The following is a 22,305-nucleotide window of genomic DNA, read 5'->3' on the forward strand; positions in this document are numbered from 1 at the left end:
ACGAGACGGTACAAAAGACGGGACCGTTCGCAGTCGGACAGAAGACGACGACCGCACGGAACCGTACGCAGCAAGCCAGCAGAAGAGGGAGACCGCGATGAGCGCACCCGACGGCAGCCCGGTCGGCACCGAACGCAGCATCGGCCAGCTGTTCGCCTCGGCGACCACCGAATTGTCGGCGCTGGTGCACGACGAGATCGCGTTGGCCAAGGCGCAGCTGAGGCAGGACGTGAAGCGCGGCGCGACCAGCGGCGGCGCCTTCTCGGCGGCGGGACTGCTCCTGGTGTTCTCGCTGCCGATGCTGAACTTCGCCCTGGCCTACGGCATCCGGACCTGGAGCGGCTGGAACCTCGCGGTCTGCTTCCTGCTGTCCTTCGCGGCGAACGTCCTGGTCGCCGGGCTCCTCGCGCTGATCGGCGTCACCTTCGCCAAGAAGGCCAAGAAGGGCCGCGGCCCGCAGAAGGTCGCCGCCTCGGTGAAGCAGTCGGCGGGCGTCCTGCAGAACGCCAAGCCGCACCCGCGCCCGGAGCTGCCCGCCGACCGGTCGCCCGAGGCCATCGAGGCTGTGGCACGCTCGTCCTCATGACGGACCCCGCCACTCCATCGGCGCAGCCCACCTCGGTCGTACGACCCGGCATCCCCGGCGGGCGCGAAGTGACCCACCGGGACGTCGCCGCCAACGGCGCGCGCTTCCACATCGCCGAGCTCGGTGACGGGCCGCTGGTGCTGCTGCTGCACGGCTTCCCGCAGTTCTGGTGGACCTGGCGGCACCAGCTCACGGCGCTCGCCGACGCCGGTTTCCGCGCGGTCGCCATGGACCTGCGCGGCGTCGGCGGCAGCGACCGCACGCCGCGCGGCTACGACCCCGCGGGCCTCGCCCTGGACATCACCGGCGTGATCCGCTCGCTCGGCGAGCCGGACGCCGCGCTGGTCGGCCACGACCTGGGCGGATACCTGGCCTGGACGGCCGCGGCGATGCGGCCCAAGCTCGTGCGGCGGCTCGCGGTGTCGTCGATGCCGCACCCCCGGCGCTGGCGCTCGGCCATGCTCGGGGACGTACGGCAGACGCGGGCGGGCTCGTACGTCTGGGGCTTCCAGCGCCCCTGGATCCCGGAGCGGCAGCTCACCGCGGACGACGGCGCGCTGGTCGGCCGGCTGATCCGGGACTGGTCGGGGCCGCGGCTGCCGGACGACGAGGCGGTGGAGATCTACCGCCGGGCCATGTGCGTCCCGTCCACGGCGCACTGCTCCGTCGAGCCGTACCGCTGGATGGTCCGCTCGCTGGCCCGCCCCGACGGCATCCAGTTCTACCGCCGCATGAAGCGGCCGGTGCGCGTGCCGACGCTGCATCTGCACGGCTCGCTGGACCCCGTGATGCGGACACGGAGCGCGGCGGGATCCGGGCAGTACGTCGAAGCGCCGTACCGCTGGCGGTTGTTCGACGGGCTCGGGCACTACCCGCACGAAGAGGATCCGGTCACTTTCTCCACCGAACTGATCAACTGGCTGAAGGATCCCGAACCCGATCGGTGACCGAACGAGCGCGCCCGGTATCCGAACCGGTGCGCTTGTCCGATGAACGGCCACTTGCCTGGCGCATAGGCCAATTGGGGCCCTCCGGAGCGGTTATAGACCTTGGGGCGGGGGCACACGTCCCGGTATGGGCTGGACGCACGACTACAGTGACGTAGCACGCGACGGCCGCTCCACGAGCGGCGCGAGCACCCACCGACGCGGAGGCACCCCGCAACTGGCGGGGACGGATCTACGGGTGGTGGGAATTCCGCGCATTCTGCGCCGCAGGGCACGCTGGGTCTCCGTACGGCTGCGCCATCCGCGCGGCTGAGCACCCCGCGGGTCGCCTCCGCGCGGCCGGACTCCCGGCCGGACTCCCCTGGGAGCCTGACTCCGTCAGAGCGCGCAGCTGTCGCTGTCCACCTGCTGGTTGGCGGTGCGGCCCTCGCTGATGTCCTCGCGGATCTCCTTCGTGGTGAGCGCGTAGCCGGTGTCCGGGTCGTCGAGGGACTTGGCGAACACCACGCCGTAGACCTCGCCCTGGGGCGTCAGCAGCGGGCCGCCGGAGTTGCCCTGACGGACGGTCGCGAAGAGCGAGTAGACGTCGCGGCGGACCGTGTCGCGGTGGTAGATGTCCGGGCCGCTGGCCGTGATGCGTCCGCGCACGCGTGCGGCGCGCACGTCGTACGCTCCGTTCTCGGGGAAGCCCGCGACGATCGCGTCGTCCTCCCGGTTCGCGTCGTCGTCCGTGAACCGCAGGGCGGGGGCCCGCAGTTCCGGTACGTCGAGTACGGCGATGTCGCGCTGCCAGTCGTAGAGGACGACCGTCGCGTCGTACTTGCGGCCCTCGCCGCCGATCTGCACGGTGGGCTCGTCGACGCCGCCCACCACATGGGCGTTGGTCATCACGCGGCGCTCGGCGAAGACGAATCCGGTGCCCTCCAGGACCTTGCCGCAACCGGTGGCCGTGCCCATCACCTTGACGATGGATCGCTTGGCGCGGGTCGCGACGGGGCTGTTGACGAGGGCCGGGTCGGGCGGCTGGACGTCGGTGATCGGCTCGTTGGAGAACGGGCTGAAGACCTGCGGGAAGCCGTTCTGCGCGAGGACGGAGGAGAAGTCCGCGAACCAGGTGTCGGCCTGCGCGGGCAGCGCACGGGAGACGCCCAGCAGCACCTTGGAGCTGCGGACCTCCTTGCCGAGCGTCGGCAGCGTGGTGCCGGCCAGGGCGGAGCCGATGAGCCAGGCGACGAGGAGCATGGCGACGACGTTGACCAGGGCGCCGCCGGTGGCGTCCAGGGCGCGGGCCGGGGACCAAGTGATGTACCGGCGCAGCTTGTTGCCCAGGTGCGTGGTCAGGGCCTGGCCGACGGAGGCGCAGACGATGACGACGACGACCGCGACGACGGCGGCGGTCGTGCTCACCTCCGCGTTGTCCGTCAGGGCGTCCCAGACGACCGGGAGCAGATAGACGGCGACGAGACCGCCGCCGAGGAAGCCGGTCACGGACAGGATGCCGACCACGAAGCCCTGGCGGTAGCCGACGATCGCGAACCAGACGGCGGCCAGCAGCAGCAGGATGTCCAGCACGTTCACTGATTCAGGCCTCGCCTCGTCGTCCTACGCTCACACCGGTCACCCTGTCATGACCGCCAGTCCAGCGGGACCTGCTTGTCCCTGTCCCAGGGCCGCTCCCAGCCCGCGAAGTGCAGCAGCCGGTCGATGATCCCGGCGGTGAAGCCCCACACCAGGGTCGATTCGACCAGGAATGCCGGTCCCCGGTGGCCGCGGGGGTGGACGGCGGTGACCCGGTTGACCGGATCCGTGAGATCCGCCACGGGGACGGTGAAGACCCGGGCCGTCTCGTTCGGATCGACGACACCGACCGGGCTGGGCTCGCGCCACCAGCCGAGCACCGGCGTGACGACGAAGCTGCTGACCGGGATGTACAGCTTGGGCAGGGCGCCGAAGAGCTGCACACCGGCCGGGTCGAGCCCGGTCTCCTCCTCCGCCTCGCGCAGGGCGGCCCGCAGCGGGCCCTCCCCCTGCGGGTCACCGTCCTCCGGGTCGAGGGAGCCGCCGGGGAACGAGGGCTGGCCGGCGTGCGAGCGCAGGGAACTGGCCCGCTCCATGAGCAGCAGCTCCGGCCCCCGGCCGCCCTCGCTCTCGGGTCTGCCCTCGCCGAACAGGATCAGCACGGCGGACTGCCGCCCGGCGCCGTCGGCCGGGGGAAGGAAGCGGCTGAGCTGCCCCGGCCGTACCGTCCGCACGGCCCGCGCGACCGGCTCCAGCCAGCCGGGCAGGCCCACCTCGCTGAGCGCGACGCCCTCAGTGTTGCCCGCCCGTGTCATCGCCACCCCCGTTCTGCCGTGTCCAACGCCCGACGCACCCGAGATCGTTCCGTCATCCGGCACCGAGGGGCGGCGCCGGGGTGCCGCCCGCGTCCAGGTAGGACTGCGGGGGCCTGAGCCGCTGACCGGGGAGGCCGCCCTTCTCGTACTTCAGCAGCTTCCGCGCCTTCTCCGGGTCCGTCTCGCCCTCGCCGTACGCCGGGCAGAGCGGGGCGATGGGGCAGGCGCCGCAGGCGGGCTTGCGGGCGTGGCAGATGCGGCGCCCGTGCCAGATCACGTGGTGGGACAGGTCCGTCCAGTCGCTCCTGGGGAACAGCGCGCCGACGGCGGCCTCGATCTTGTCCGGGTCGGTCTCCGCGGTCCACTGCCAGCGGCGCACCAGGCGCTGGAAGTGCGTGTCCACGGTGATGCCGGGGCGGCCGAAGGCGTTGCCGAGGACGACGAAGGCGGTCTTGCGGCCGACGCCGGGCAGCTTGACGAGGTCGTCGAGGCGACCGGGGACCTCGCCGCCGTGGTCCTCCGTCAGGGCCTTGGACAGCCCTATGACCGACCTGGTCTTGGCCCGGAAGAACCCGCACGGGCGGAGGATCTCCTCGACCTCCTCGGGGTTGGCGGCGGCCAGGTCCTCGGGGGTCGGGTACCTCGCGAAGAGGGCGGGCGTCGTCTGGTTGACGCGCAGGTCGGTGGTCTGGGCGGAGAGCACCGTGGCGACCAGGAGCTGGAAGGGGTTCTCGAAGTCCAGCTCGGGGTGGGCGTACGGGTACACCTCGGCGAGCTCGCGGTTGATGCGGCGGGCGCGGCGGACCAGGGCGGTGCGCGACTCGTCGCGCGGGGGGTGCGGGGCGATGGTCTTCGCCGGGGCCACGCCCTGGACCGGGGCGGCGGCCTTGGTGGGCACGACGGCGGGCTTCCTGGCCGGCGCCTGCCTCTTGAGCGGCGCCGCCTTCCTGGCCGCGGCCGTCCTCTTTCCGGCCGACGCCGACTTCTTCGCCGGCGCCGTCTTCCCGGCCGACGCGGCCTTCTTCGCGGGAGCCGGCTTCTTCGCCGGCGCCGCCTTCCCGGCCGGCGCCGCCTTCTTCGCGGGAGCCGTCCGCTTCGCCGGCGCCGGCTTCTTCGCGGAAGCCTTCTTCCCGGTCGGCCCCGGCGTCTTCTCGGGCCCGGCCGGGTCGGTCTCGGCGTTCTTCTTCAAGGCACCCTTCTCCGCGGTCACTCGCTTGGCAGGCGCCGCCTTCTTTGCCGTTTTCGCCGTTTTCCTACCGCCATCGGGAGCCTGTTCGCCCACAGCGGAATCGCGACGTACAACCACCCGCGCAGCCCCCTAGGCCTGTGCTCTCACCGGCGATTTGGACACCCGGCCAGCCTACGACCCGGCACGGACATCCGCCCCGGACCCCGAAGATCGGCGTCCAATTGGACCCCTGCCGCTTACCCCAGGACATGTGTGCGGCATCCTTGTGACAGATCACACTGTTTGGACTGTCCGGCAAAATGGGCACCACGGACCCCTGGTACACCGGGGGAACAAGATCCTCTGAGCCGGTCGACAAGGAGAGAACTCGTGGACGACGTTCTGCGGCGCAACCCGCTCTTCGCGGCGCTCGACGACGAGCAATCCGCGGAGCTCCGCGCCTCCATGAGTGAGGTGACCCTCGCCCGCGGCGACTCGCTGTTCCACGAAGGCGACCCCGGAGACCGCCTGTACGTGGTCACGGAGGGCAAGGTCAAGCTCCACCGCACGTCCCCCGACGGCCGCGAGAACATGCTGGCCGTGGTCGGGCCGAGCGAGCTGATCGGCGAGCTGTCGCTCTTCGACCCGGGCCCGCGCACGGCGACCGCCACCGCGCTCACCGAGGTCAAGCTGCTGGCCCTCGGTCACGGCGACCTCCAGCCCTGGCTGAACGTGCGCCCGGAGGTGGCCACGGCGCTGCTGCGCGCCGTCGCGCGCCGCCTGCGCAAGACCAACGACGCCATGTCGGACCTGGTCTTCTCGGACGTCCCCGGCCGCGTCGCCCGCGCCCTGCTGGACCTCTCCCGCCGATTCGGCGTGCAGTCCGAGGAGGGCATCCACGTCGTGCACGACCTGACGCAGGAGGAGCTGGCCCAGCTGGTCGGCGCGTCCCGCGAGACGGTCAACAAGGCCCTCGCCGACTTCGCCCAGCGCGGCTGGCTCCGGCTGGAGGCCCGTGCGGTGATCCTGCTGGACGTGGAGCGGCTGGCCAAGCGCTCCCGCTGACGCACCTCAGTCGGGCCGCTGGATGAGCCCGTGCTCGCCCAGGTACTCCAGCTGCGCCCGCACCGACAGTTCCGCCGCCGGCCACAGTGAGCGGTCGACGTCCGCGTACACCTGGGCGACGACCTCGCCCGGTGTCCGGTAGCCGTCCTCCACGGCCGTCTCGACCTGGGCGAGGCGGTGGGCCCGGTGGGCGAGGTAGAACTCGACGGCGCCCTGGGCGTCCTCCAGGACCGGCCCGTGGCCGGGCAGCACCGTGTGCACGCCGTCGTCGGCCGTGAGCGACCTGAGCCTGCGCAGGGAGTCCAGGTAGTCGCCGAGCCGGCCGTCGGGGTGGGCCACCATCGTCGTACCGCGGCCCAGGACGGTGTCGCCCGTCAGGACCGCCCGGTCGGCCGGGAGATGGAAGCTCAGGGAGTCGGCCGTGTGTCCCGGGGTCGGCACGACCCGCAGCTCCAGGCCGCCGACCGTGATGACCTCGCCCGCCGCCAGTCCCTCGTCGCCCAGGCGCAACGCCGGGTCAAGGGCCCGCACTTCGGTGCGGGTCAGCGCGGCGAAGCGCGCGGCGCCCTCCGCGTGGTCCGGGTGACCGTGCGTCAGCAGCGTCAGCGCGACGCGCTTGCCCGCCCGCTCGGCGGTGTCGACGACGTTCCGCAGGTGGGTGTCGTCCAGCGGACCCGGGTCGACCACGACGGCCAGGTCGGAGTCGGGCTCGGCGAGGATCCAGGTGTTCGTGCCGTCCAGCGTCATCGCGGACGCGTTCGGCGCAAGGACGTTCACCGCGCGAGCGGTGGCGGGCCCCGAGAGGACCCCGCCGCGCGGCTGGCCGGGCAGTGCTGCTGCGTCCGTCATGCGGGGGCTCCCCCGGTCGGGTCGGAAGGCGCCGGGCCGGAAGGCGCCGGGCCGGCGGGCGTGGCCGACGTCGTGGTAGGCACGTGCTTGGTGAACTCGTCGTGCCCCGGCCAGGAGAGCTCGATCTCGCCCTCGACCAGCCGCGCCCGGGCCAGCACGGGCGTCATGTCCCGGCCCGGCGCCGACGCGAGCGCCTCGGCCGCCGTGCCGTGCTCCGCCAGCGCGCGCAGGGTCGCGATCGTCGGCGGCATCATCAGCAGCTCGCCCTTGTCGTACCCCGCCGCCGCGTCGGCCGGGGTGATCCACACCGTCCGGTCGGCCTCCGTGGAGGCGTTGCGGGTGCGCTGGCCCTCGGGCAGGGCGGCCACGAAGAACCAGGTGTCGTAGCGGCGGGCCTCGAACTCCGGGGTGATCCAGCGGGCCCAGGCGCCCAGCAGGTCGGAGCGCAGGACGAGGCCCCTGCGGTCCAGGAACTCCGCGAACGACAGGTCCCGGGCGACCAGGGCCGCGCGGTCGCTCTCCCAGTCCTCGCCCGTCGTGTCACCGACCACCGAGCCGGGGGTGGGTCCGGCGAGCAGGACGCCGGCCTCCTCGTAGGTCTCCCGTACGGCCGCGCAGACGATGGCCTGGGCGCCCGCCTCGTCCACGCCGAGCCGGTCCGCCCACCACGCGCGCGTGGGGCCCGCCCAGCCGATGGCGCGGTCGTCGTCGCGGGGGTCGACCCCGCCGCCCGGGTAGGCGTACGCGCCGCCGGCGAAGGCCATGGAGGTGCGCCGGCGCAGCATGTGGACGGCGGTGCCGTCGCCGGTGTCCCTGAGGAGCATGACGGTGGCCGCGCGTCTCGGCGTGACCGGGGTGAGCGTGCCGTCCGCCAGCGCGCGGATGCGGTCCGGCCACTCCGGGGGGTACCACTGACCATTCGCCTGCCCATTCGCCATGGCCGGAGGCTATCCGGTGACGGGCGGATGTTCGAGTGGCCCCCGGGGCCGGGCGGGCGTCAGCCGGGCAGGCCGGCCAGCCAGTCGGTGAGCAGCCGGTTCGTCTCCTCGGGGCGTTCCTGCTGGAGCCAGTGGCCGCAGCCGTCGAGGAGGTGCGAGGCGGTCAGGCCGGGCAGGGTGGCCGGGTAGGCGGCGATCGCGTCGGACAGCCAGGTGGTGGAGGCGTCCAGGGCGCCGCCGAGGAACAGGGACGGCTGGGTGACCGGGGCGCCCGCGTGGCCGGCCAGGTCCGCCCAGTCGAGGTCCATGGCGCGGTAGCGGTTGAGGGCGCCGGTCAGGCCGGTGCGCTCGAACTCCCCCGCGTAGACGTCCAGGTCCTCCTCGGTGAGCCAGGCCGGCAGCCGCCCGCCGGCCGGGAAGCGGTCGCGCAGTCTGCCGCCGGGGGCGACGAGGTGCGGGTCGGGCGCCTCCGGCCCCGGCATCGTCTCGGCGGACAGGGCGGCGTAGAAGCCGGCGAGCCAGCCGCGTACGTCGGGCTCGATCTCCGCCTCGGCGCGGCCGGGCTCCTGGAAGTAGGAGACGTAGAACTCCTGCCCGGCGAAGGGTCCGGAGGGGGCGCACATGGCGGCGAACGCCTCGCTGGGCCTCGGCCCGCCCGGCGGGGTGTACGGCACGCTCAGCAGGCCGACCGCGCGGAACACGTCGGGCCGCAGCAGCGCGGAGTGCGCGGCGATCGTCGCGCCCCAGTCGTGGCCGACGATCACCGCGGAGCGCTCGCCCAGCGCCTCCACCACGGCGACGTTGTCCGCCACCAGGTCGAGCATCCGGTACGCGTCCACCGCGCCGGGCCGGGAGGACCGCCCGTAGCCGCGTACGTCGATCGCGGCGGCGCGGAAGCCCGCGGCGGCCAGTGCGGGGAGCTGGCGGCGCCAGGAGTACCAGGACTCGGGGAAACCGTGGACGAGCAGGACCAGGGGCCCGCTGCCCTGCTCCACGAGGTGCGTCCGGCCCGCCGGTGAGGGCACGAGCCGGTGGACGGGGGGCTGGACGGGGACGGGCGACTGCGGCATGGATCCTCCGGGCGGGTCGGTCGGTGCGGCGCCGGCGGCCATCCTGCGAGGGCGGCCCGGGCAGGGGCCAGGCTTGTTGCCGGTCCGGCAAAACGGCCCGGGTCACCCGGCCGGCCGCCCGTACCGGCGGCGCCGGACCCCAGGCCCTGCAGCCCCGGGCCCCGGGCCCCGGCCCCGGCCCCGGCCCCGGCCCCGGCCCCACCGTCCCGCGTACTCGGCGCCGTCGGTGCGTCCGCCGCGGCGGGTCACGCCTGGGTGAGCTCCACCTGGATCTCGACCTCCACCGGCGCGTCCAGCGGCAGCACCGCGACGCCGACGGCGCTGCGGGCGTGCACGCCCTTGTCGCCGAGGACCGCGCCGAGGAGTTCGCTGGCGCCGTTGAGGACGGCCGGCTGGCCGGTGAAGTCCGGCGCGGAGGCGACGAAGCCGGTGACCTTGACCACGCGCGCGACGCGGTCGAGGTCACCGGCGACGGACTTCACGGCGGCGAGGGCGTTCAGCGCGCACGTGCGGGCCAGGTCCTTGGCCTCCTCGGGCGTCACCTCGCCGCCCACCTTGCCGCTCATGGGCAGCTTGCCGTCCACCATCGGCAGCTGGCCGGAGGTGAAGACGTACGGGCCGGACTGCACGGCCGGCTGGTAGGCGGCCAGCGGCGGGACGACCTCGGGCAGCGTCAGGCCGAGCTCGGCCAGCTTCTCCTCGACTGCGCTCACGCCTGCTTCTCCCGCTTCAGGTAGGCCACGAGCTGCTCGGGATTGTTCGGCCCGGGCACGACCTGGACGAGCTCCCAGCCGTCCTCGCCCCAGGTGTCCAGGATCTGCTTCGTGGCGTGGACGAGCAGCGGCACGGTTGCGTATTCCCACTTGGTCATGTGGCCGACTCTAGCCGCTGCCCGGGACCCGGCAGACGGCCGACCGATGCCACGTTCTCCACGGCCACCGGCGTACTCCGGGGGCGGACTGGTTACGCTCGAATACGTGAGCAGGCTCCAGGTCGTCAGTGGCAAGGGCGGAACCGGCAAGACCACGGTGGCCGCGGCCCTAGCGCTGGCCCTGGCCACCGAGGGGAAGCGCGCGCTTCTCGTCGAGGTCGAGGGTCGCCAGGGCATCGCGCAGCTCTTCGAAACGGAGGCGCTGCCTTATGAGGAGCGGAAGATCGCCGTCGCTCCCGGGGGCGGGGAGGTGTACGCCCTCGCCATCGACCCCGAACTGGCCCTTCTGGACTACCTCCAGATGTTCTACAAGCTGGGCAGCGCCGGACGGGCCCTGAAGAAGCTCGGCGCGATCGACTTCGCGACCACCATCGCACCGGGGGTCAGGGACGTCCTGCTGACCGGCAAGGCCTGCGAGGCGGTGCGGCGCAAGGACAGGAACGGACGGTTCACGTACGACTACGTCGTCATGGACGCGCCGCCCACCGGGCGCATCACGCGCTTCCTCAACGTGAACGACGAGGTCGCCGGGCTCGCCAAGGTCGGCCCGATACACAATCAGGCGCAGGCCGTGATGCGGGTGCTGAAATCGCGGGAGACCGCCGTGCACCTGGTGACCCTGCTGGAGGAGATGCCGGTCCAGGAGACCGCGGACGGCATCGCCGAGCTGCGGGCGGCCCGGCTGCCGGTGGGACGCGTCGTCGTCAACATGGTCCGGCCCTCGCTGCTGGACGCCACCGACCTGGACCTCGTACGGAGCACCCCGCGCACGGCGATCGCGCGGTCCCTGTCCGGGGCCGGGCTCGGCGGGGCGCGGCGGGGCGGGCACGCCGAACGGCTGGTGGACCCGCTGCTGGAGCAGGCCGACGAGTACGCGGAGCGGTACGCGCTGGAGCAGGAGCAGCGGGCGGTCCTGGGCGCACTGGACCTGCCGCTGCACGAACTGCCACTGCTCGCCGAGGGAATGGACCTGGCGGGCCTGTACGAGCTGGCCACCGATCTGCGGAAGCAGGGGATCGCATGAGCCCGGACCCGGACCGGCGGGGGGAGAGCGGGCGCCGTCTCTCCGCCGCGCGTGTGCTGGACGTCGATCCGCTGCTGGAGGACCCGAGGACACGCATCGTGGTGTGCTGCGGCTCGGGCGGGGTCGGCAAGACGACCACCGCGGCGGCCCTGGGCCTGCGCGCGGCCGAGCGGGGCCGCAAGGTGGTCGTCCTGACCATCGACCCGGCCCGGCGGCTCGCCCAGTCCATGGGCATCGACTCGCTCGACAACACCCCGCGCCGGGTGAAGGGCGTCGACGACTCGGCAGGCGGTGAGCTGCACGCCATGATGCTCGACATGAAGCGCACCTTCGACGAGATCGTCGAGGCGCACGCGGATCCCGACCGGGCGGCGGCGATCCTGGGGAACCCCTTCTACCAGTCGCTCTCCGCGGGCTTCGCGGGCACGCAGGAGTACATGGCGATGGAGAAGCTGGGGCAGCTGCGGGCGCGGGACGAGTGGGACCTCATCGTCGTCGACACGCCGCCGTCCCGCTCGGCGCTGGACTTCCTGGACGCGCCGAAGCGTCTCGGGTCCTTCCTGGACGGCCGGCTGATCCGCGTCCTGCTGGCCCCCGCGAAGGTCGGCGGCCGGGCCGGCATGAAGTTCCTGAACGTCGGCATGTCGATGATGACCGGTGTCCTCGGGAAGGTGCTCGGCGGGCAGTTCCTGAAGGACGTCCAGACGTTCGTGGCCGCGATGGACTCCATGTTCGGCGGGTTCCGTACCCGCGCGGACGCCACGTACAAGCTGCTCCAGGCGCCGGGCACCGCGTTCCTGGTGGTCGCGGCCCCGGAGCGGGACGCGCTGCGCGAGGCCGCGTACTTCGTGGAGCGGCTGGCGGCCGAGGACATGCCGCTCGCCGGTCTGGTGCTCAACCGCGTCCACGGCAGCGGCGCCGACGGGCTGTCGGCCGAGCGGGCGCTCGCCGCCGCGGAAAATCTTGAGGATCCCGGCATTGTGGATCAGGACGACGGGAAAGCTGGAGTTCGTAACTCTCCCGACACGTACGGCAGTTCAGATGCCCCCGGCACGGAGGCCGCCGCCTCGTCCCACGCCGGAAGCCCGACCGACGCCCACGCCGGAGCCGCCACCGAGGACGCTTCGGACACGCCGGAGCGATCCGCCGACCAGCTCACCGCGGGCCTGCTGAGGCTCCACGCGGAGCGCATGCATCTGCTCTCCCGCGAGCAGCGCACGCGTGACCGCTTCACCGCGCGGCACCCCGAGGTGGCGGTCACCGAAGTGGCCGCACTGCCCGGCGACGTGCACGACCTGGCGGGGCTGCGGGACATCGGGGACCGTCTCGCGACGGGCCGGCCCGAGCTGCCCGAGCCCGGTGTCTGAACCGACCGGGGCGTCCGCCGAGGGGCGCCCCCGGCCGCCTCAGCCCACGGCCGCGAAGTTCTCGTAGACCTCGTCGTCGTCGAGGGGCACGATGCCGGCCCCTCGCTCGTACTCCGTCCGCGCCGTCTCCAGCAGGCGGCGCCAGGAGGTCACGGTGGGCCGCCGGCGCAGCAGTGCGCGGCGCTCCCGCTCCGTCATGCCTCCCCACACGCCGAACTCGACGCGGTTGTCGAGCGCGTCGGCCAGGCACTCGGTCCGCACCGGGCATCCGGTGCACACCGCCTTGGCCCTGTTCTGCGCTGCTCCCTGAACGAACAGTTCGTCCGGATCGGTAGTGCGGCAGGCGGCCTGCGCACTCCAGTCGGTAACCCAGCCCATACCGGCGCCGTCCTCTCCCGAATCGAGGCTCCCCCACGGCGGCAGCGGCATATTCACCGCCGCCAGTTGAGGACGTTACGGAAGGTCGGGACAGCGCAACACCCCCGTCGGGCCCAATCTTGAATGGCCCGAACGGACTATGCGTAAGCGGCAGATCACCCGGGGGAGTGAGCCGGCGACATGCGTGACAACCCTGGCATTCGGGTCATCTCCGGTGTGCCACAACGGACACCGCGTGACACACGAGGTGGATCCGGGCACGCATCCCTCGCACCGTGGCACGCGCTCTCCCGCACCAACGCGCCCCCCAGCGGGGCCTCTCGGAAGAAACCCGAGCGGGTCCGGAACGATTCGGGGTCGCCGGACGTATTGATACGTGGCCTCACTGCTGTGACAGTTGGGTGCAGCTTAGGCCAAGGCATATACGCGTGTCCGGCGAATGAGAACGTAGGCTGCCTCCATGCCAAAGAAGCGCTCGGGCGGTGGTCTGTCGCCAACGCAGCAGGCCGCCAAGTTCCTCGGTGTCAGTGTGCTCGCGGGAGCCGTCCTGGCCGGCATCGCGTTGCCGGCCGTGGGCGCGCTGGGGCTGGCCGCCAAGGGTTCGGTGGAGAGTTTCGACGAACTCCCGGCCAACCTGAAGACGCCGCCGCTCAGCCAGCGCACCACCATCCTCGACTCCCAGGGCGGCACCATCGCGTCCGTCTACTCGCGCGACCGCACGGTGGTCGGCCTGAAGGACATCTCGCCGTACATGCAGAAGGCGATCGTCGCCATCGAGGACTCGCGCTTCTACCAGCACGGCGCGGTGGACCTGAAGGGCGTGCTGCGCGCGCTCAACAACAACGCCCGCAGCGGCGGGGTCTCCGAGGGCGCGTCCACGCTCACGCAGCAGTACGTGAAGAACGTCTTCGTCGAGGAGGCCGGTGACGACCCGACGAAGGTCGCCCAGGCCACCCAGCAGACCATCGGCCGCAAGATCCGCGAGCTGAAGTTCGCGATCCAGGTGGAGGAGGAGCTGGGCAAGAAGAAGATCCTGGAGAACTACCTCAACATCACGTTCTTCGGGCAGCAGGCCTACGGCGTCGAGGCGGCCGCGCAGCGGTACTTCTCCAAGAGCGCCAAGGACCTCAACCTCCAGGAGGCCGCCCTCCTGGCCGGCGTCGTCCAGTCGCCCACCCGCTACGACCCGGTGAACGACGAGGCCGAGGCCGTCAAGCGGCGCAACGTGGTGCTGACGCGCATGGCCGAGGTCGGCGACATCTCGCGGGCCGAGGCGGACAAGGCGCAGAAGGCGCCGCTCGGGCTGAAGGTGAGCCGCCCCAAGAACGGCTGCATCACGGCCGTGAAGGGCGCGAGCTTCTTCTGCGACTACGTGCGCTCCGTGTTCCTGAGCGACCCGGTCTTCGGCAAGACGAAGGAGGCCCGGGCCAAGGTCTGGAACCAGGGCGGTCTGACGATCCGCACGACCCTCGACCCGCAGGCCCAGAAGTCGGTCCAGCAGTCGATCAAGGACCACGTCAACTCGGGCGACGAGGTGGCGACCGCCGCGACGATCGTCGAGCCCGGCACCGGCAAGATCGTCGCGATGGGCCAGTCCCGTCCGTACGGTGTCGACGTCAAGCAGCACGAGACGACGCTCAACCTCTCGGTGAACCAGGTCATGGGCGGCGGCGCGGGCTTCCAGCCGGGTTCGACGTTCAAGCCGATCGTGGCCGCGGCGGCCCTCGAGGGCGGGATGCCGGCGACGAAGACGTACTCCTCGCCGTACAAGATGGACTACCCGGCGCCGGTCGCGGCCTGCGACGGCAAGTCGTGGAACGAGCCGGGCGTCGAGCTGACCAACGAGAACGAGACCGAGGTCGGCCCGTACGACATGAAGGAGGCGACCGCCAAGTCGGTCAACACCTACTACGTGCAGATGATCAGTGACATCGGCGTCTGCCCGGTGACGCAGATGGCCGAGAAGATGGGCGTCGCGCGCGCCAACGGCCAGAAGCTCGAGCAGACCCCGTCCATCGCCCTCGGCGTCACCGAGGTGTCCCCGCTGACCATGGCGAGCGCGTACGCGACCTTCGCCTCCCGCGGCATGTACTGCACGCCGGTCGCCATCGAGTCGATCACCCAGCGGCTCGGCAACAAGGACAAGTCCCTCGAGGTGCCGAAGTCCACCTGCTCGCGCGCCATGTCCGAGACCACGGCCGACACCGTCAACACGCTGCTGAAGGGCGTGGTCGAGGACGGTACGGGTACGCAGGCCGGCCTCGGCAGCCGGGCGAGCGCGGGCAAGACCGGTACGACCGACGAGCGGTACGCGGCCTGGTTCGTCGGCTACACGCCCAATCTCGCCGGCGCCGTGTGGGTCGGCGACCCGAAGCACGACCGGCAGATGGTCGACATCACCATCGGCGGCGTCCCGTACGACAAGGTCTTCGGCGGCGCGGTCCCCGGACCGATCTGGCGGGACATGATGTCGGGCGCGCTGGACGGCAAGCCCGCTCCCGAGTTCAGCCTGGTCGACATCCCCGACGCCGACAAGGGCAAGGACAAGGAGAAGGACAAGGGCGACGGCGGCGGCCGCAACGACGGGAACAACGGCGACCAGGGGGGCGGCGGCGACGCCGGCTTCCCGGGTGGCGTGTGGGGCGACCTCTTCCAGGGCCAGGGCAACGGCGGGAACGGCCCCGGCGGCCGGCGCAACTGAGACCCCGGCCCCCCCGCTCATGGCGACGGCCCCCTTCCCGGTGCGGAAGGGGGCCGTCGGTGTGTGTACCGCGCCGGCTCAGCCGGCCAGCAGCTTCCTGACCGCGGCGGCGACCCGGCCGCCCTCGGCCTGACCGGCCACCTTCGGGTTCACGATCTTCATGACGGCGCCCATGGCGCGCGGGCCCTCGGCACCGGCCGCCTTCGCCTCCTCGACGGCCTGGGCGACGATCGCGTTCAGCTCGTCGTCGGAGAGCTGCTTGGGCAGGTACGCGGCGAGCACCTCGCCCTCCGCCTTCTCCCGCTCGGCCTGCTCGGGGCGGCCGCCCTGGGCGAAGGCGTCGGCGGCCTCGCGGCGCTTCTTCGCCTCGCGGGTGATCACCTTCTGCACCTCGTCGTCGGAGAGCTCCCGCTTCTCCTTCCCCGCGACCTCCTCCTTGGTGATCGCGGCGAGCGTCAGCCGGAGCGTCGAGGAGCGGAGCTCGTCACGCTCCTTGATCGCGGCGTTGAGGTCGTCGTGCAGCTTCGACTTGAGCGTGGTCATGGGTGCGATTGTCGCAGGTGCGGCGGGAAGGACGCCCGTTCATTTAGGGGACCTCCCGACGGGCCCCCGTGCGGTCGGCTCCGTCCACCGTTTCTGACACGATGGAGGTATGCGCGCGCGATACGGAGTACCCCTGGGAATCACGGCGGTTGGCGCCGCCGGTCTGGCCTACGCGGCGGGCTTCGAGGTCCGTTCCTTCCGCCTCCGACGGGTGACCGTCCCCGTCCTGCCGTCCGGGATGCGTCCCCTGCGCGTGCTCCAGGTCTCCGACATCCACATGGTCGGCGGCCAGCGCAAGAAGCAGCGCTGGCTGCGCTCGCTGGCCGGGCTCCGCCCCGACTTCGTGATCAACACGGGCGACAACCTGTCCGACCCGGAGGGCGTCCCGGAGACGCTGGACGCGCTGGGCCCGCTGATGGAGTTCCCGGGCGCGTACGTCTTCGGTTCCAACGACTACTACGGCCCCAAGCTGCGCAACCCCGCCCGGTACCTGCTGGAGAAGGCGCAGGGCCGGCACGGGCTGAACGGCAACGCGCCCGCCGTCGGCGCCGTCCACAACCCGTGGGAGGACCTGCGGGACGGTTTCGACGCCGCGGGCTGGCAGAACCTGACGAACACGCGCGGCACGCTCAAGGTCGAGGGGGTGTCGGTCGAGCTGACCGGCCTGGACGACCCGCACATCAAGCGGGACCGGTACGCGGAGGTGGCGGGCGGCCCGTCCGGCGCGGCGGACTTCTCGATCGGCGTGGTCCACGCGCCCTACCTGCGCGTCCTCGACTCCTTCACGGCGGACGACTATCCCCTGATCCTCGCCGGCCACACCCACGGCGGCCAGCTGTGCATCCCCTTCTACGGCGCCCTGGTCACCAACTGCGACCTGGACACGGACCGCGTGAAGGGCCTGTCCACCCACACGGCCGAGGGCCGGACGGCGTTCCTCCACGTGTCGGCGGGCTGCGGCACCAACCGCTACACCCCCGTCCGCTTCGCCTGCCCGCCGGAGGCGACGCTGCTGACGCTGGTGGGGCGCGAGCAGCGGCGGTAACCCGCTCGGACCACTCCATATGGTCCGGAATGTCCGGCCTTCCTAGCGTGAGGCCATGACAGCTCCGATACCCAGGGACATCCCGGACCTGCCCGCGGTCACGCGCCCGCCCAGGCTCCTGCCCTCACCGGTCCCGGCGAGGGCGGTCCTGACCCCGGTCCGGCGCCTGCCGGCCGCCGTCTTCCGGCTGCTCACCGCGCTGCTGGCGCTGACCGGCGCGGCGCTCGAGCTGACCCTCGGACCGCCCCTGCGGGCCCTGAGCCACTTCACGGTGCAGAGCAGCGTCCTGCTGGCGCTGGTCATGCTCGCCTCGGCCCGCCGCGCCTGGTCCGCCCGGCACCCCCTGTCCGGCGGTGTGACGGGCGCGGCACTGCTCTACGCCGTCGTCGCCGGCCTGGTGCACCACGTGCTGCTGGCTAACGCGTCCAGCCCCTTCGCCGTGGCCGACGCCGCGGGGTCGGGCCGGCACGCGGTCGCCGTCCAGATCATGTGCACGGCGGCGCCGGTCGCCGCGGTCCTGGACTGGCTCCTGCTCACCGGCACCGGGCGCCTGCACCTGCGCCAGACCGCCGGGTGGCTCCTCTACCCGCTGGGCTACCTGGGCTTCTCCCTGGCCCGCGGCGAGCTCCTCATCCCCGGCACGGAGGACCGCTACCTCTACCCCTTCCTCGACGTCGACCAGCACGGCTACCGGGGCGTCCTGGGCAACGCCCTCCTCCTGGGCCTCGCCCTTCTCGCCCTCGCCACCCTCCTCGTGGCCCTGGACCACATCCGCCCGGATCCGCTCCGCCGTCGCTGGTAAACCCGATTTCGTGTCCGGGCGCGGGTGGGCTAAAGTAAACGACGTCGCCGCGACGAGCAGCGACAATCGGGGTGTGGCGCAGCTTGGTAGCGCGCTTCGTTCGGGACGAAGAGGTCGTGGGTTCAAATCCCGCCACCCCGACAGAGAAACACCAGGTCAGGCCCGGTGCTGAGAGATCAGCGCCGGGCCTGATTTGCATTCCGACCCCGTTTTGGGAGCCATTTGGGAGCCAACTTCGAAATCCGGCTCCCCGGGGAGCCACTACCGGAGAGCTGCTGCGCGTGCGCGCAGCAGGTCATTCAGCACGCGCACCGGTGATGTGGGACACATCGCCAGCCGCGCGTCGAGCGCCGCCTCCCACTGCTGGGTCAGCCCGGACATGAGGCGCTTGCGCATGCCCGGGGTGACGTGGGCATAGCGCGCCGAGACCGAGCCGTCGATGTGGCCCATGCGCTCGTCCATGAGGACCCTCTCCGTGCCGAGGTCCTCCATCACGGTCCGGTGGGTGTGGCGCAGGCCGTGCGGGGTGAGCCCCTTGGCGATCGGTACCCAGCAGGAGTCGGCCCGCTCGCTGGAGTTGCGTCCTCGTGCTGGCACACCGGGCCACGGCTCCCCGAGCAACGGCACCGGCCGCGCCTCCTGCGGGGCCTTCTTCGGGTACCAGCCGGAGACCGCTGGGGTGAACAGCCAGGTGGCGAAACCGTTTCGGCGCCAGTGGGCTGCGTGCTCTGACACAACACCACCCCGCACGAACCCCAGGTCCGCGATGGCCTGTTCCACCTTTGCCCGCGTAGCCTCGGTGACGCGGTCGGGGTGGTTGAGGACGTTGGACACCGTCCCTGTGGAGACTCCAGCGCGGCGCGCGACATCGACGAGCTTCGCGCCTTGGTGGCCACCGGTGCGGGCTGCGCCCTGACCTCGGAAGACGTATGTCCTGCCGTGACACGGGCACGGCGTCGGCTTCGTTCGAGCGACGTGGTTGGCAACCAGGGCCGACAGCCAGTCCATCGCGTCGATCTTGCGGTAGCTGTCGTCCTTGGGCGGACAGCGCACCAGCTCGCCTGTGTCGAGTTCGTACAGCTGCCACTCGACGCGAACGGCGCCGGGGCGGGCGAACTCCGTCTCCAAGCCGACGATTTCGCCCCACCGCATGCCGGTGTACCCCTTGAGGACGACAGCCACGAACTCGTCGTCGCGCCCAGACAGCAGAGCGGCCCTCTCGGCGGCCATCAGGATGCCGAGCGCGTCGGTGACGACCTTCTCCGGGCCGCGGTCGCGGGAACGGCCGGCGCGCTTGCCGCGTCCGCGCCGTCGGGCAGCCGGGTTGGACGTAATCAACCCCTCGTCGATCGCGTCCTCGAAGATCAGGTGGAGCGTCGAGCGCCAAGTCTTGACGCTGGAGGCCGCGTAGACGGCCCTCTCCTTCTTCTCCCACAGGTCGACGTCCGTGCGCAGGATGCCGGCGAGCGCCTTGTCCTCGAACTCGGGAAGCAGGTGCTCCTCGATGTGGCGCTTGTAGTTCTGCATGGTCGAGGCGGCCAGGTCCTGGGCCTCGTACCAGCGGTTCGCGTACTCGCCAAAGATCTCCTGACCGAGTCCGGGATCGCGCCAGTCGCCGCGCCGGTACTTGTTCTCGGCCTCGCTCGCGGCGCGTTGGGCTTCGCCCTTGGTGGCGAACCGAATCGCCTTACCGTTCTCATCGACGACCGTGAGGTGCTTGCCGGGTGCGGTCTTGTACCGACCGCGCCAGTAGTTTCCGCGCTTCTCCGCGAAACCCACGTACTTCTCTCCTTCCTCGTCGTCTAAGCGGCGGTCCCGAACTGGCTTTGGCGTGCTCGGCGTGGTGGCCGGGAGCGCAGGCGAGCCGAGGGCGCGGCAGACGGCCGGGAAGGCTGGGACGTTGGCGCTTTGGGAGCGGGAGCAGGCGCTGTGGGGTGCTGCGGTGAGGCAGGGCGGGCCTCGTGCATGCGGATGATCTCGGCGAGGTGCTCGCCGGTGAAGCGGTAGGCGCGGCCGACGCGCGTGAAGGGGATGAGCCGTCGACGGGCACGGTCCTTGACCCACCAGGCAGAGCAGCCGAGCACCGCAGCGACCTCCTCGGGAAGGTAGAGGCGCGGGAGGACAGCGTCGGAGTGCGGAGTCGGTGCCGAGACAGGCGGTATCGCAGATTCGAGCAAGGGGTGAGTCCTCTTCTGGCAGGCAAAGTGCGGCAACACCGGCCCGCCGGTCGATCGCAAGGGATGAGGGTGAGGTGCCCGTGCTGGGGGTTTGCGGTCCCAGGACGGGGAGCGGGGTGGGAGGCTACGCCTCGCCGGAAGAGCCGACGTCGCGGTTCTCGCCGGGCGGCAATCCGTACACCTCCATCAAGTGCTTGGTGGACGCCTCGGCGATTGCGGTGGAGACCATCACGTCTGCTTCCTCGCGGATGTCGGGGTGTTCGGCGAGGTACACGTCCAGGTCGTCACGCGCCTTGGTGTAGGCGGCGTTGGCACGCTGGGTCTCGCGGAAGGCGTCGACGACGGCGTCGATGAGTTCCATGGCGCGGGCCTGGGCGGCGAGCTGGGGAGGGCCGACGAGGTTGCGCAGGTCGAGGCCGAAGACCTCGGCGAAGCCGATGGCCTCATCCAGGTTGATGCGGCGCTTGCCGTTCTCGATGCGCCAGACCGCGGATGGGTTCATCTCGAAGCCGGCCTCGTTCAGGCGGTCGGACAGGGCGTTGGTGCTCCAGCCGCGTGCCTCGCGCTCCAGCTTGATGCGCACCGCGACGTTCGCCTCGCCGCTGAGCAGTACGCCCTGCGGGGAGTCTTCGTCGGTCACGGCCACCTCCTTCCCTTCGTAGCGAGCCACTGCCATATGCAGCGACCCCTAAACAGTAGCATGGATTCTGCGAGATGCAGAACACTTCTGCCATCGGCAATTTGTGTGGCATAGTGGTAGTCCCCACCGCAGTAGCCCGAGGAGCCCTCACGCCCCACGTCCCATGACCCCGCACGCAAAAAGCCCCCGGCTGTCACCGGGGGCCAAGCGCAAACCTCTCAACCGCCATCCCTAGCGATCGACCCGCGTGGCCGGGATTGCCGTCCCATATGGCCCGCGAGCAGAGGAGCTAATGCCAAGTATGACCGATCCTCAACCGAATACGCCATCCCTCCAGGCCGACGGCACTCCGCCGGGGCCACCGGCCGCCGCAATCGGCCAGCCGATCCACACCGCGCCGCCCGCGAGCGAGGCCCGCAACGACGACCCCGATGCCGTGCCTGTGTCCGAGGGATCCGAGGGATCCGAGGGATCCGAGGGATCCGAGGGATCCGAGGGATCCGAGGGATCCGAGGGATCCGAGGGATCCGAGGGGACGCAGATACTGGCTGACCTCCGGGCCCGTATCAAGCGCTTCGTCGTGATGCCGAGTGAGGAGGCCCTCACCGCGGTGACCCTGTGGGTGGCGGCCACCCATCTGCAGCCCGCGTGGCAGCACGCGCCGCGCCTGGCGGTGGTCGGTCCGGCCAAGCGGTGCGGCAAGTCCCGGCTGCTCGACGTGGTGACCGAGACCGTGCACGCACCGCTGATCACGGTCAACGCCAGCCCTGCGGCGATCTTCCGCTCGATCACCACCGAGGATCCGCCCACACTCCTCGTCGATGAGGCCGACACGCTGTTCGGCACAGCCAAGGCGGCAGAGCGCAACGAGGACCTGCGCGGCCTGCTGAACGCCGGCCACCAGCGCAACCGGCCCACCTTGCGCGTCACCGGCCCTGAACACACGCCGGTCGCCTTCCCGACCTTCGCCATGGCCGCTCTGGCAGGCATCGGCGACCTGCCCGACACGATCATGGACCGGTCGGTGGTTATCCGGATGCGCCGCCGGGCCCCGGGCGAGACCGTCGCGGCGTTCCGCACCGGGCGGGACACTCCCGCCCTGCATGCCATCCGCGACCGCCTGACCGCCTGGCTCCAGCCCTTGCACGCCGAGGCGATGGACAACGAGCCCGACATGCCGGTCGAGGACCGCGCCGCCGACACCTGGGAGCCGCTGGTGATCGCCGCTGACCTCGCCGGAGGCGATTGGCCCATGCTGGCCCGTACGGCCTGCCGGGCAATGACCGCTCATGAGTCGGGCAAGGACGCGGACACAGGACTGCGCACCCGCATCCTGCTCGACATCCGCCGGATCTTCGCCGCCGAGCGGGATCCCGCCGCGCTGCGGACAAGCCGGCTGCTCGAAGAGCTCAACAACGACGAGGAAGCGCCCTGGGCTGAGTACGGCCCTACCGGGCTGACCTCGCGCCGCCTCGGGATTCTGTTGGAGGACTACGGTATCCGGCCGGGCAATCACCGCTTCCCCGGCGGTGTCCAGGCCAAGGGCTACGCCCGAAACCAGTTCCTCGACGCCTGGGCCCGCTACTGCCCCTCGCTGGAGGCCGAAGCGGCGAAACCCGCCGAGCCCGGCGAAGCCGCAGGGTCCGCCCCCGGCACCGCAGCCTGACCCGACTCGACCCGTCACACCCGTCCCCGCGCAGGTCAGCGCAGGGACGGGTGATCGGCCCGCAACGGGTCAACC

General features: G+C 71.6%; 23 protein-coding genes and 1 tRNA gene. 11 read left to right on the plus strand and 13 right to left on the minus strand.

Features of this window, described 5'->3' with window-relative positions; all coding sequences use genetic code 11:
* Positions 1 to 97: 97 nt before the first annotated feature.
* The 3 genes from ACFWJB_RS00525 (at position 98) to ACFWJB_RS00535 (ending at position 1,846) form a co-directional block, all read left to right on the plus strand.
* Entirely contained in the window at positions 98 to 586 is a 489-nt protein-coding gene (locus ACFWJB_RS00525) for a phage holin family protein (RefSeq protein WP_385461536.1), read from the plus strand.
* Positions 583 to 1,533 carry an alpha/beta fold hydrolase gene (locus tag ACFWJB_RS00530; protein ID WP_385461533.1) on the plus strand — a complete coding sequence of 317 codons (951 nt, stop codon included), beginning with the start codon at positions 583 to 585 and terminating at the stop codon, positions 1,531 to 1,533. Before ACFWJB_RS00525 ends, ACFWJB_RS00530 begins: the two co-directional genes overlap by 4 nt.
* Before the next feature lie 127 nt (positions 1,534 to 1,660).
* Positions 1,661 to 1,846, plus strand: coding sequence for a hypothetical protein (locus tag ACFWJB_RS00535; protein WP_356203044.1), 186 nt, complete (start codon positions 1,661 to 1,663; stop codon positions 1,844 to 1,846).
* A 65-nt stretch (positions 1,847 to 1,911) separates the two neighbouring features.
* Here ACFWJB_RS00535 and ACFWJB_RS00540 read toward each other — a convergent pair whose 3' ends face one another.
* From ACFWJB_RS00540 to nth, 3 genes are read right to left on the minus strand one after another with little or no spacing between them, the layout of a single operon-like run.
* The gene (locus ACFWJB_RS00540) at positions 1,912 to 3,111 is read right to left on the minus strand and encodes a MarP family serine protease (protein WP_386919314.1); all 1,200 of its coding nucleotides are present in this window, start codon (positions 3,109 to 3,111) and stop codon (positions 1,912 to 1,914) included.
* A gap of 47 nt (positions 3,112 to 3,158) precedes the next feature.
* A complete protein-coding gene (locus tag ACFWJB_RS00545) occupies positions 3,159 to 3,866 on the minus strand; it encodes an NUDIX hydrolase (RefSeq protein ID WP_386919316.1) in 708 nt (235 codons plus the stop codon).
* 52 nt (positions 3,867 to 3,918) lie between these two features.
* On the minus strand, positions 3,919 to 5,055 hold the full coding sequence (gene nth, locus ACFWJB_RS00550; protein ID WP_386919318.1) for an endonuclease III: 1,137 nt from the start codon (positions 5,053 to 5,055) through the stop codon (positions 3,919 to 3,921).
* A 369-nt stretch (positions 5,056 to 5,424) separates the two neighbouring features.
* On the opposite strand from nth, the gene ACFWJB_RS00555 reads away from it, so the two are divergent.
* On the plus strand, positions 5,425 to 6,099 hold the full coding sequence (locus ACFWJB_RS00555) for a Crp/Fnr family transcriptional regulator (RefSeq protein ID WP_019329813.1): 675 nt from the start codon (positions 5,425 to 5,427) through the stop codon (positions 6,097 to 6,099).
* 6 nt (positions 6,100 to 6,105) lie between these two features.
* Here the strand turns inward: ACFWJB_RS00555 and ACFWJB_RS00560 are convergent, their stop codons facing one another.
* The 5 genes from ACFWJB_RS00560 to ACFWJB_RS00580 all read right to left on the minus strand — a co-directional run bounded on the left by ACFWJB_RS00560 (position 6,106) and on the right by ACFWJB_RS00580 (position 9,827).
* Positions 6,106 to 6,948: an MBL fold metallo-hydrolase gene (locus tag ACFWJB_RS00560; protein WP_386919320.1), complete on the minus strand. Its 843-nt coding sequence runs from the start codon at positions 6,946 to 6,948 to the stop codon at positions 6,106 to 6,108.
* Complete coding sequence (locus ACFWJB_RS00565) at positions 6,945 to 7,886, minus strand: NUDIX hydrolase (RefSeq protein WP_386919322.1); 942 nt, start codon at positions 7,884 to 7,886, stop codon at positions 6,945 to 6,947. Before ACFWJB_RS00565 ends, ACFWJB_RS00560 begins: the two co-directional genes overlap by 4 nt.
* A 59-nt stretch (positions 7,887 to 7,945) precedes the next feature.
* The gene (locus tag ACFWJB_RS00570) at positions 7,946 to 8,956 is read right to left on the minus strand and encodes an alpha/beta fold hydrolase (RefSeq protein ID WP_386919323.1); all 1,011 of its coding nucleotides are present in this window, start codon (positions 8,954 to 8,956) and stop codon (positions 7,946 to 7,948) included.
* A gap of 245 nt (positions 8,957 to 9,201) precedes the next feature.
* Positions 9,202 to 9,669 (minus strand): RidA family protein, encoded by a 468-nt coding sequence (locus ACFWJB_RS00575; RefSeq protein WP_386919325.1) that lies wholly within the window; start codon positions 9,667 to 9,669, stop codon positions 9,202 to 9,204.
* A complete protein-coding gene (locus ACFWJB_RS00580) occupies positions 9,666 to 9,827 on the minus strand; it encodes a DUF4177 domain-containing protein (RefSeq protein WP_003975360.1) in 162 nt (53 codons plus the stop codon). The genes ACFWJB_RS00575 and ACFWJB_RS00580 overlap by 4 nt, the downstream gene beginning before the upstream one ends.
* 106 nt (positions 9,828 to 9,933) lie before the next feature.
* Between ACFWJB_RS00580 and ACFWJB_RS00585 the strand changes: the two genes are divergently transcribed.
* Together ACFWJB_RS00585 and ACFWJB_RS00590 are read left to right on the plus strand one after the other, a co-directional pair.
* A complete protein-coding gene (locus tag ACFWJB_RS00585; protein WP_386919327.1) occupies positions 9,934 to 10,911 on the plus strand; it encodes an ArsA family ATPase in 978 nt (325 codons plus the stop codon).
* Positions 10,908 to 12,278, plus strand: coding sequence for an ArsA family ATPase (locus ACFWJB_RS00590; protein WP_386919329.1), 1,371 nt, complete (start codon positions 10,908 to 10,910; stop codon positions 12,276 to 12,278). The genes ACFWJB_RS00585 and ACFWJB_RS00590 overlap by 4 nt, the downstream gene beginning before the upstream one ends.
* A 39-nt stretch (positions 12,279 to 12,317) precedes the next feature.
* On the opposite strand, the gene wblA is transcribed toward ACFWJB_RS00590, so the two are convergent.
* Positions 12,318 to 12,656, minus strand: a complete 339-nt coding sequence (gene wblA, locus ACFWJB_RS00595) for a transcriptional regulator WblA (RefSeq protein ID WP_385461502.1) — start codon at positions 12,654 to 12,656, stop codon at positions 12,318 to 12,320.
* Positions 12,657 to 13,116: 460 nt separating this feature from the next.
* Here wblA and ACFWJB_RS00600 point away from each other — a divergent pair, with 460 nt between their 5' ends.
* Positions 13,117 to 15,357, plus strand: coding sequence for a transglycosylase domain-containing protein (locus ACFWJB_RS00600; RefSeq protein WP_386919331.1), 2,241 nt, complete (start codon positions 13,117 to 13,119; stop codon positions 15,355 to 15,357).
* Between the two features lie 78 nt (positions 15,358 to 15,435).
* On the opposite strand, the gene ACFWJB_RS00605 is transcribed toward ACFWJB_RS00600, so the two are convergent.
* Positions 15,436 to 15,900 (minus strand): GatB/YqeY domain-containing protein, encoded by a 465-nt coding sequence (locus ACFWJB_RS00605; protein ID WP_386919333.1) that lies wholly within the window; start codon positions 15,898 to 15,900, stop codon positions 15,436 to 15,438.
* A gap of 109 nt (positions 15,901 to 16,009) precedes the next feature.
* On the opposite strand from ACFWJB_RS00605, the gene ACFWJB_RS00610 reads away from it, so the two are divergent.
* The 3 genes from ACFWJB_RS00610 to ACFWJB_RS00620 all read left to right on the plus strand — a co-directional run bounded on the left by ACFWJB_RS00610 (position 16,010) and on the right by ACFWJB_RS00620 (position 17,888).
* Positions 16,010 to 16,945: a metallophosphoesterase gene (locus tag ACFWJB_RS00610; RefSeq protein WP_386919335.1), complete on the plus strand. Its 936-nt coding sequence runs from the start codon at positions 16,010 to 16,012 to the stop codon at positions 16,943 to 16,945.
* Positions 16,946 to 17,000: 55 nt separating this feature from the next.
* A complete protein-coding gene (locus tag ACFWJB_RS00615) occupies positions 17,001 to 17,747 on the plus strand; it encodes a Pr6Pr family membrane protein (protein WP_385461492.1) in 747 nt (248 codons plus the stop codon).
* Between the two features lie 67 nt (positions 17,748 to 17,814).
* Positions 17,815 to 17,888 (plus strand) — tRNA-Pro (locus ACFWJB_RS00620).
* 120 nt (positions 17,889 to 18,008) lie between these two features.
* Here ACFWJB_RS00620 and ACFWJB_RS00625 read toward each other — a convergent pair.
* The 3 genes from ACFWJB_RS00625 to ACFWJB_RS00635 form a co-directional block, all read right to left on the minus strand.
* On the minus strand, positions 18,009 to 19,526 hold the full coding sequence (locus tag ACFWJB_RS00625; RefSeq protein ID WP_386919337.1) for a LacI family DNA-binding transcriptional regulator: 1,518 nt from the start codon (positions 19,524 to 19,526) through the stop codon (positions 18,009 to 18,011).
* Between the two features lie 23 nt (positions 19,527 to 19,549).
* Entirely contained in the window at positions 19,550 to 19,924 is a 375-nt protein-coding gene (locus ACFWJB_RS00630) for a helix-turn-helix domain-containing protein (RefSeq protein WP_386919853.1), read from the minus strand.
* A gap of 124 nt (positions 19,925 to 20,048) precedes the next feature.
* Entirely contained in the window at positions 20,049 to 20,600 is a 552-nt protein-coding gene (locus ACFWJB_RS00635) for a helix-turn-helix domain-containing protein (protein ID WP_386919339.1), read from the minus strand.
* A gap of 265 nt (positions 20,601 to 20,865) precedes the next feature.
* Between ACFWJB_RS00635 and ACFWJB_RS00640 the strand changes: the two genes are divergently transcribed.
* Positions 20,866 to 22,230: a DUF3631 domain-containing protein gene (locus ACFWJB_RS00640; protein ID WP_386919341.1), complete on the plus strand. Its 1,365-nt coding sequence runs from the start codon at positions 20,866 to 20,868 to the stop codon at positions 22,228 to 22,230.
* The last annotated feature ends 75 nt before the right edge of the window (positions 22,231 to 22,305 follow it).

Source organism: Streptomyces sp. NPDC127100 (assembly GCF_042724095.1).
Lineage (GTDB): Bacteria > Actinomycetota > Actinomycetes > Streptomycetales > Streptomycetaceae > Streptomyces.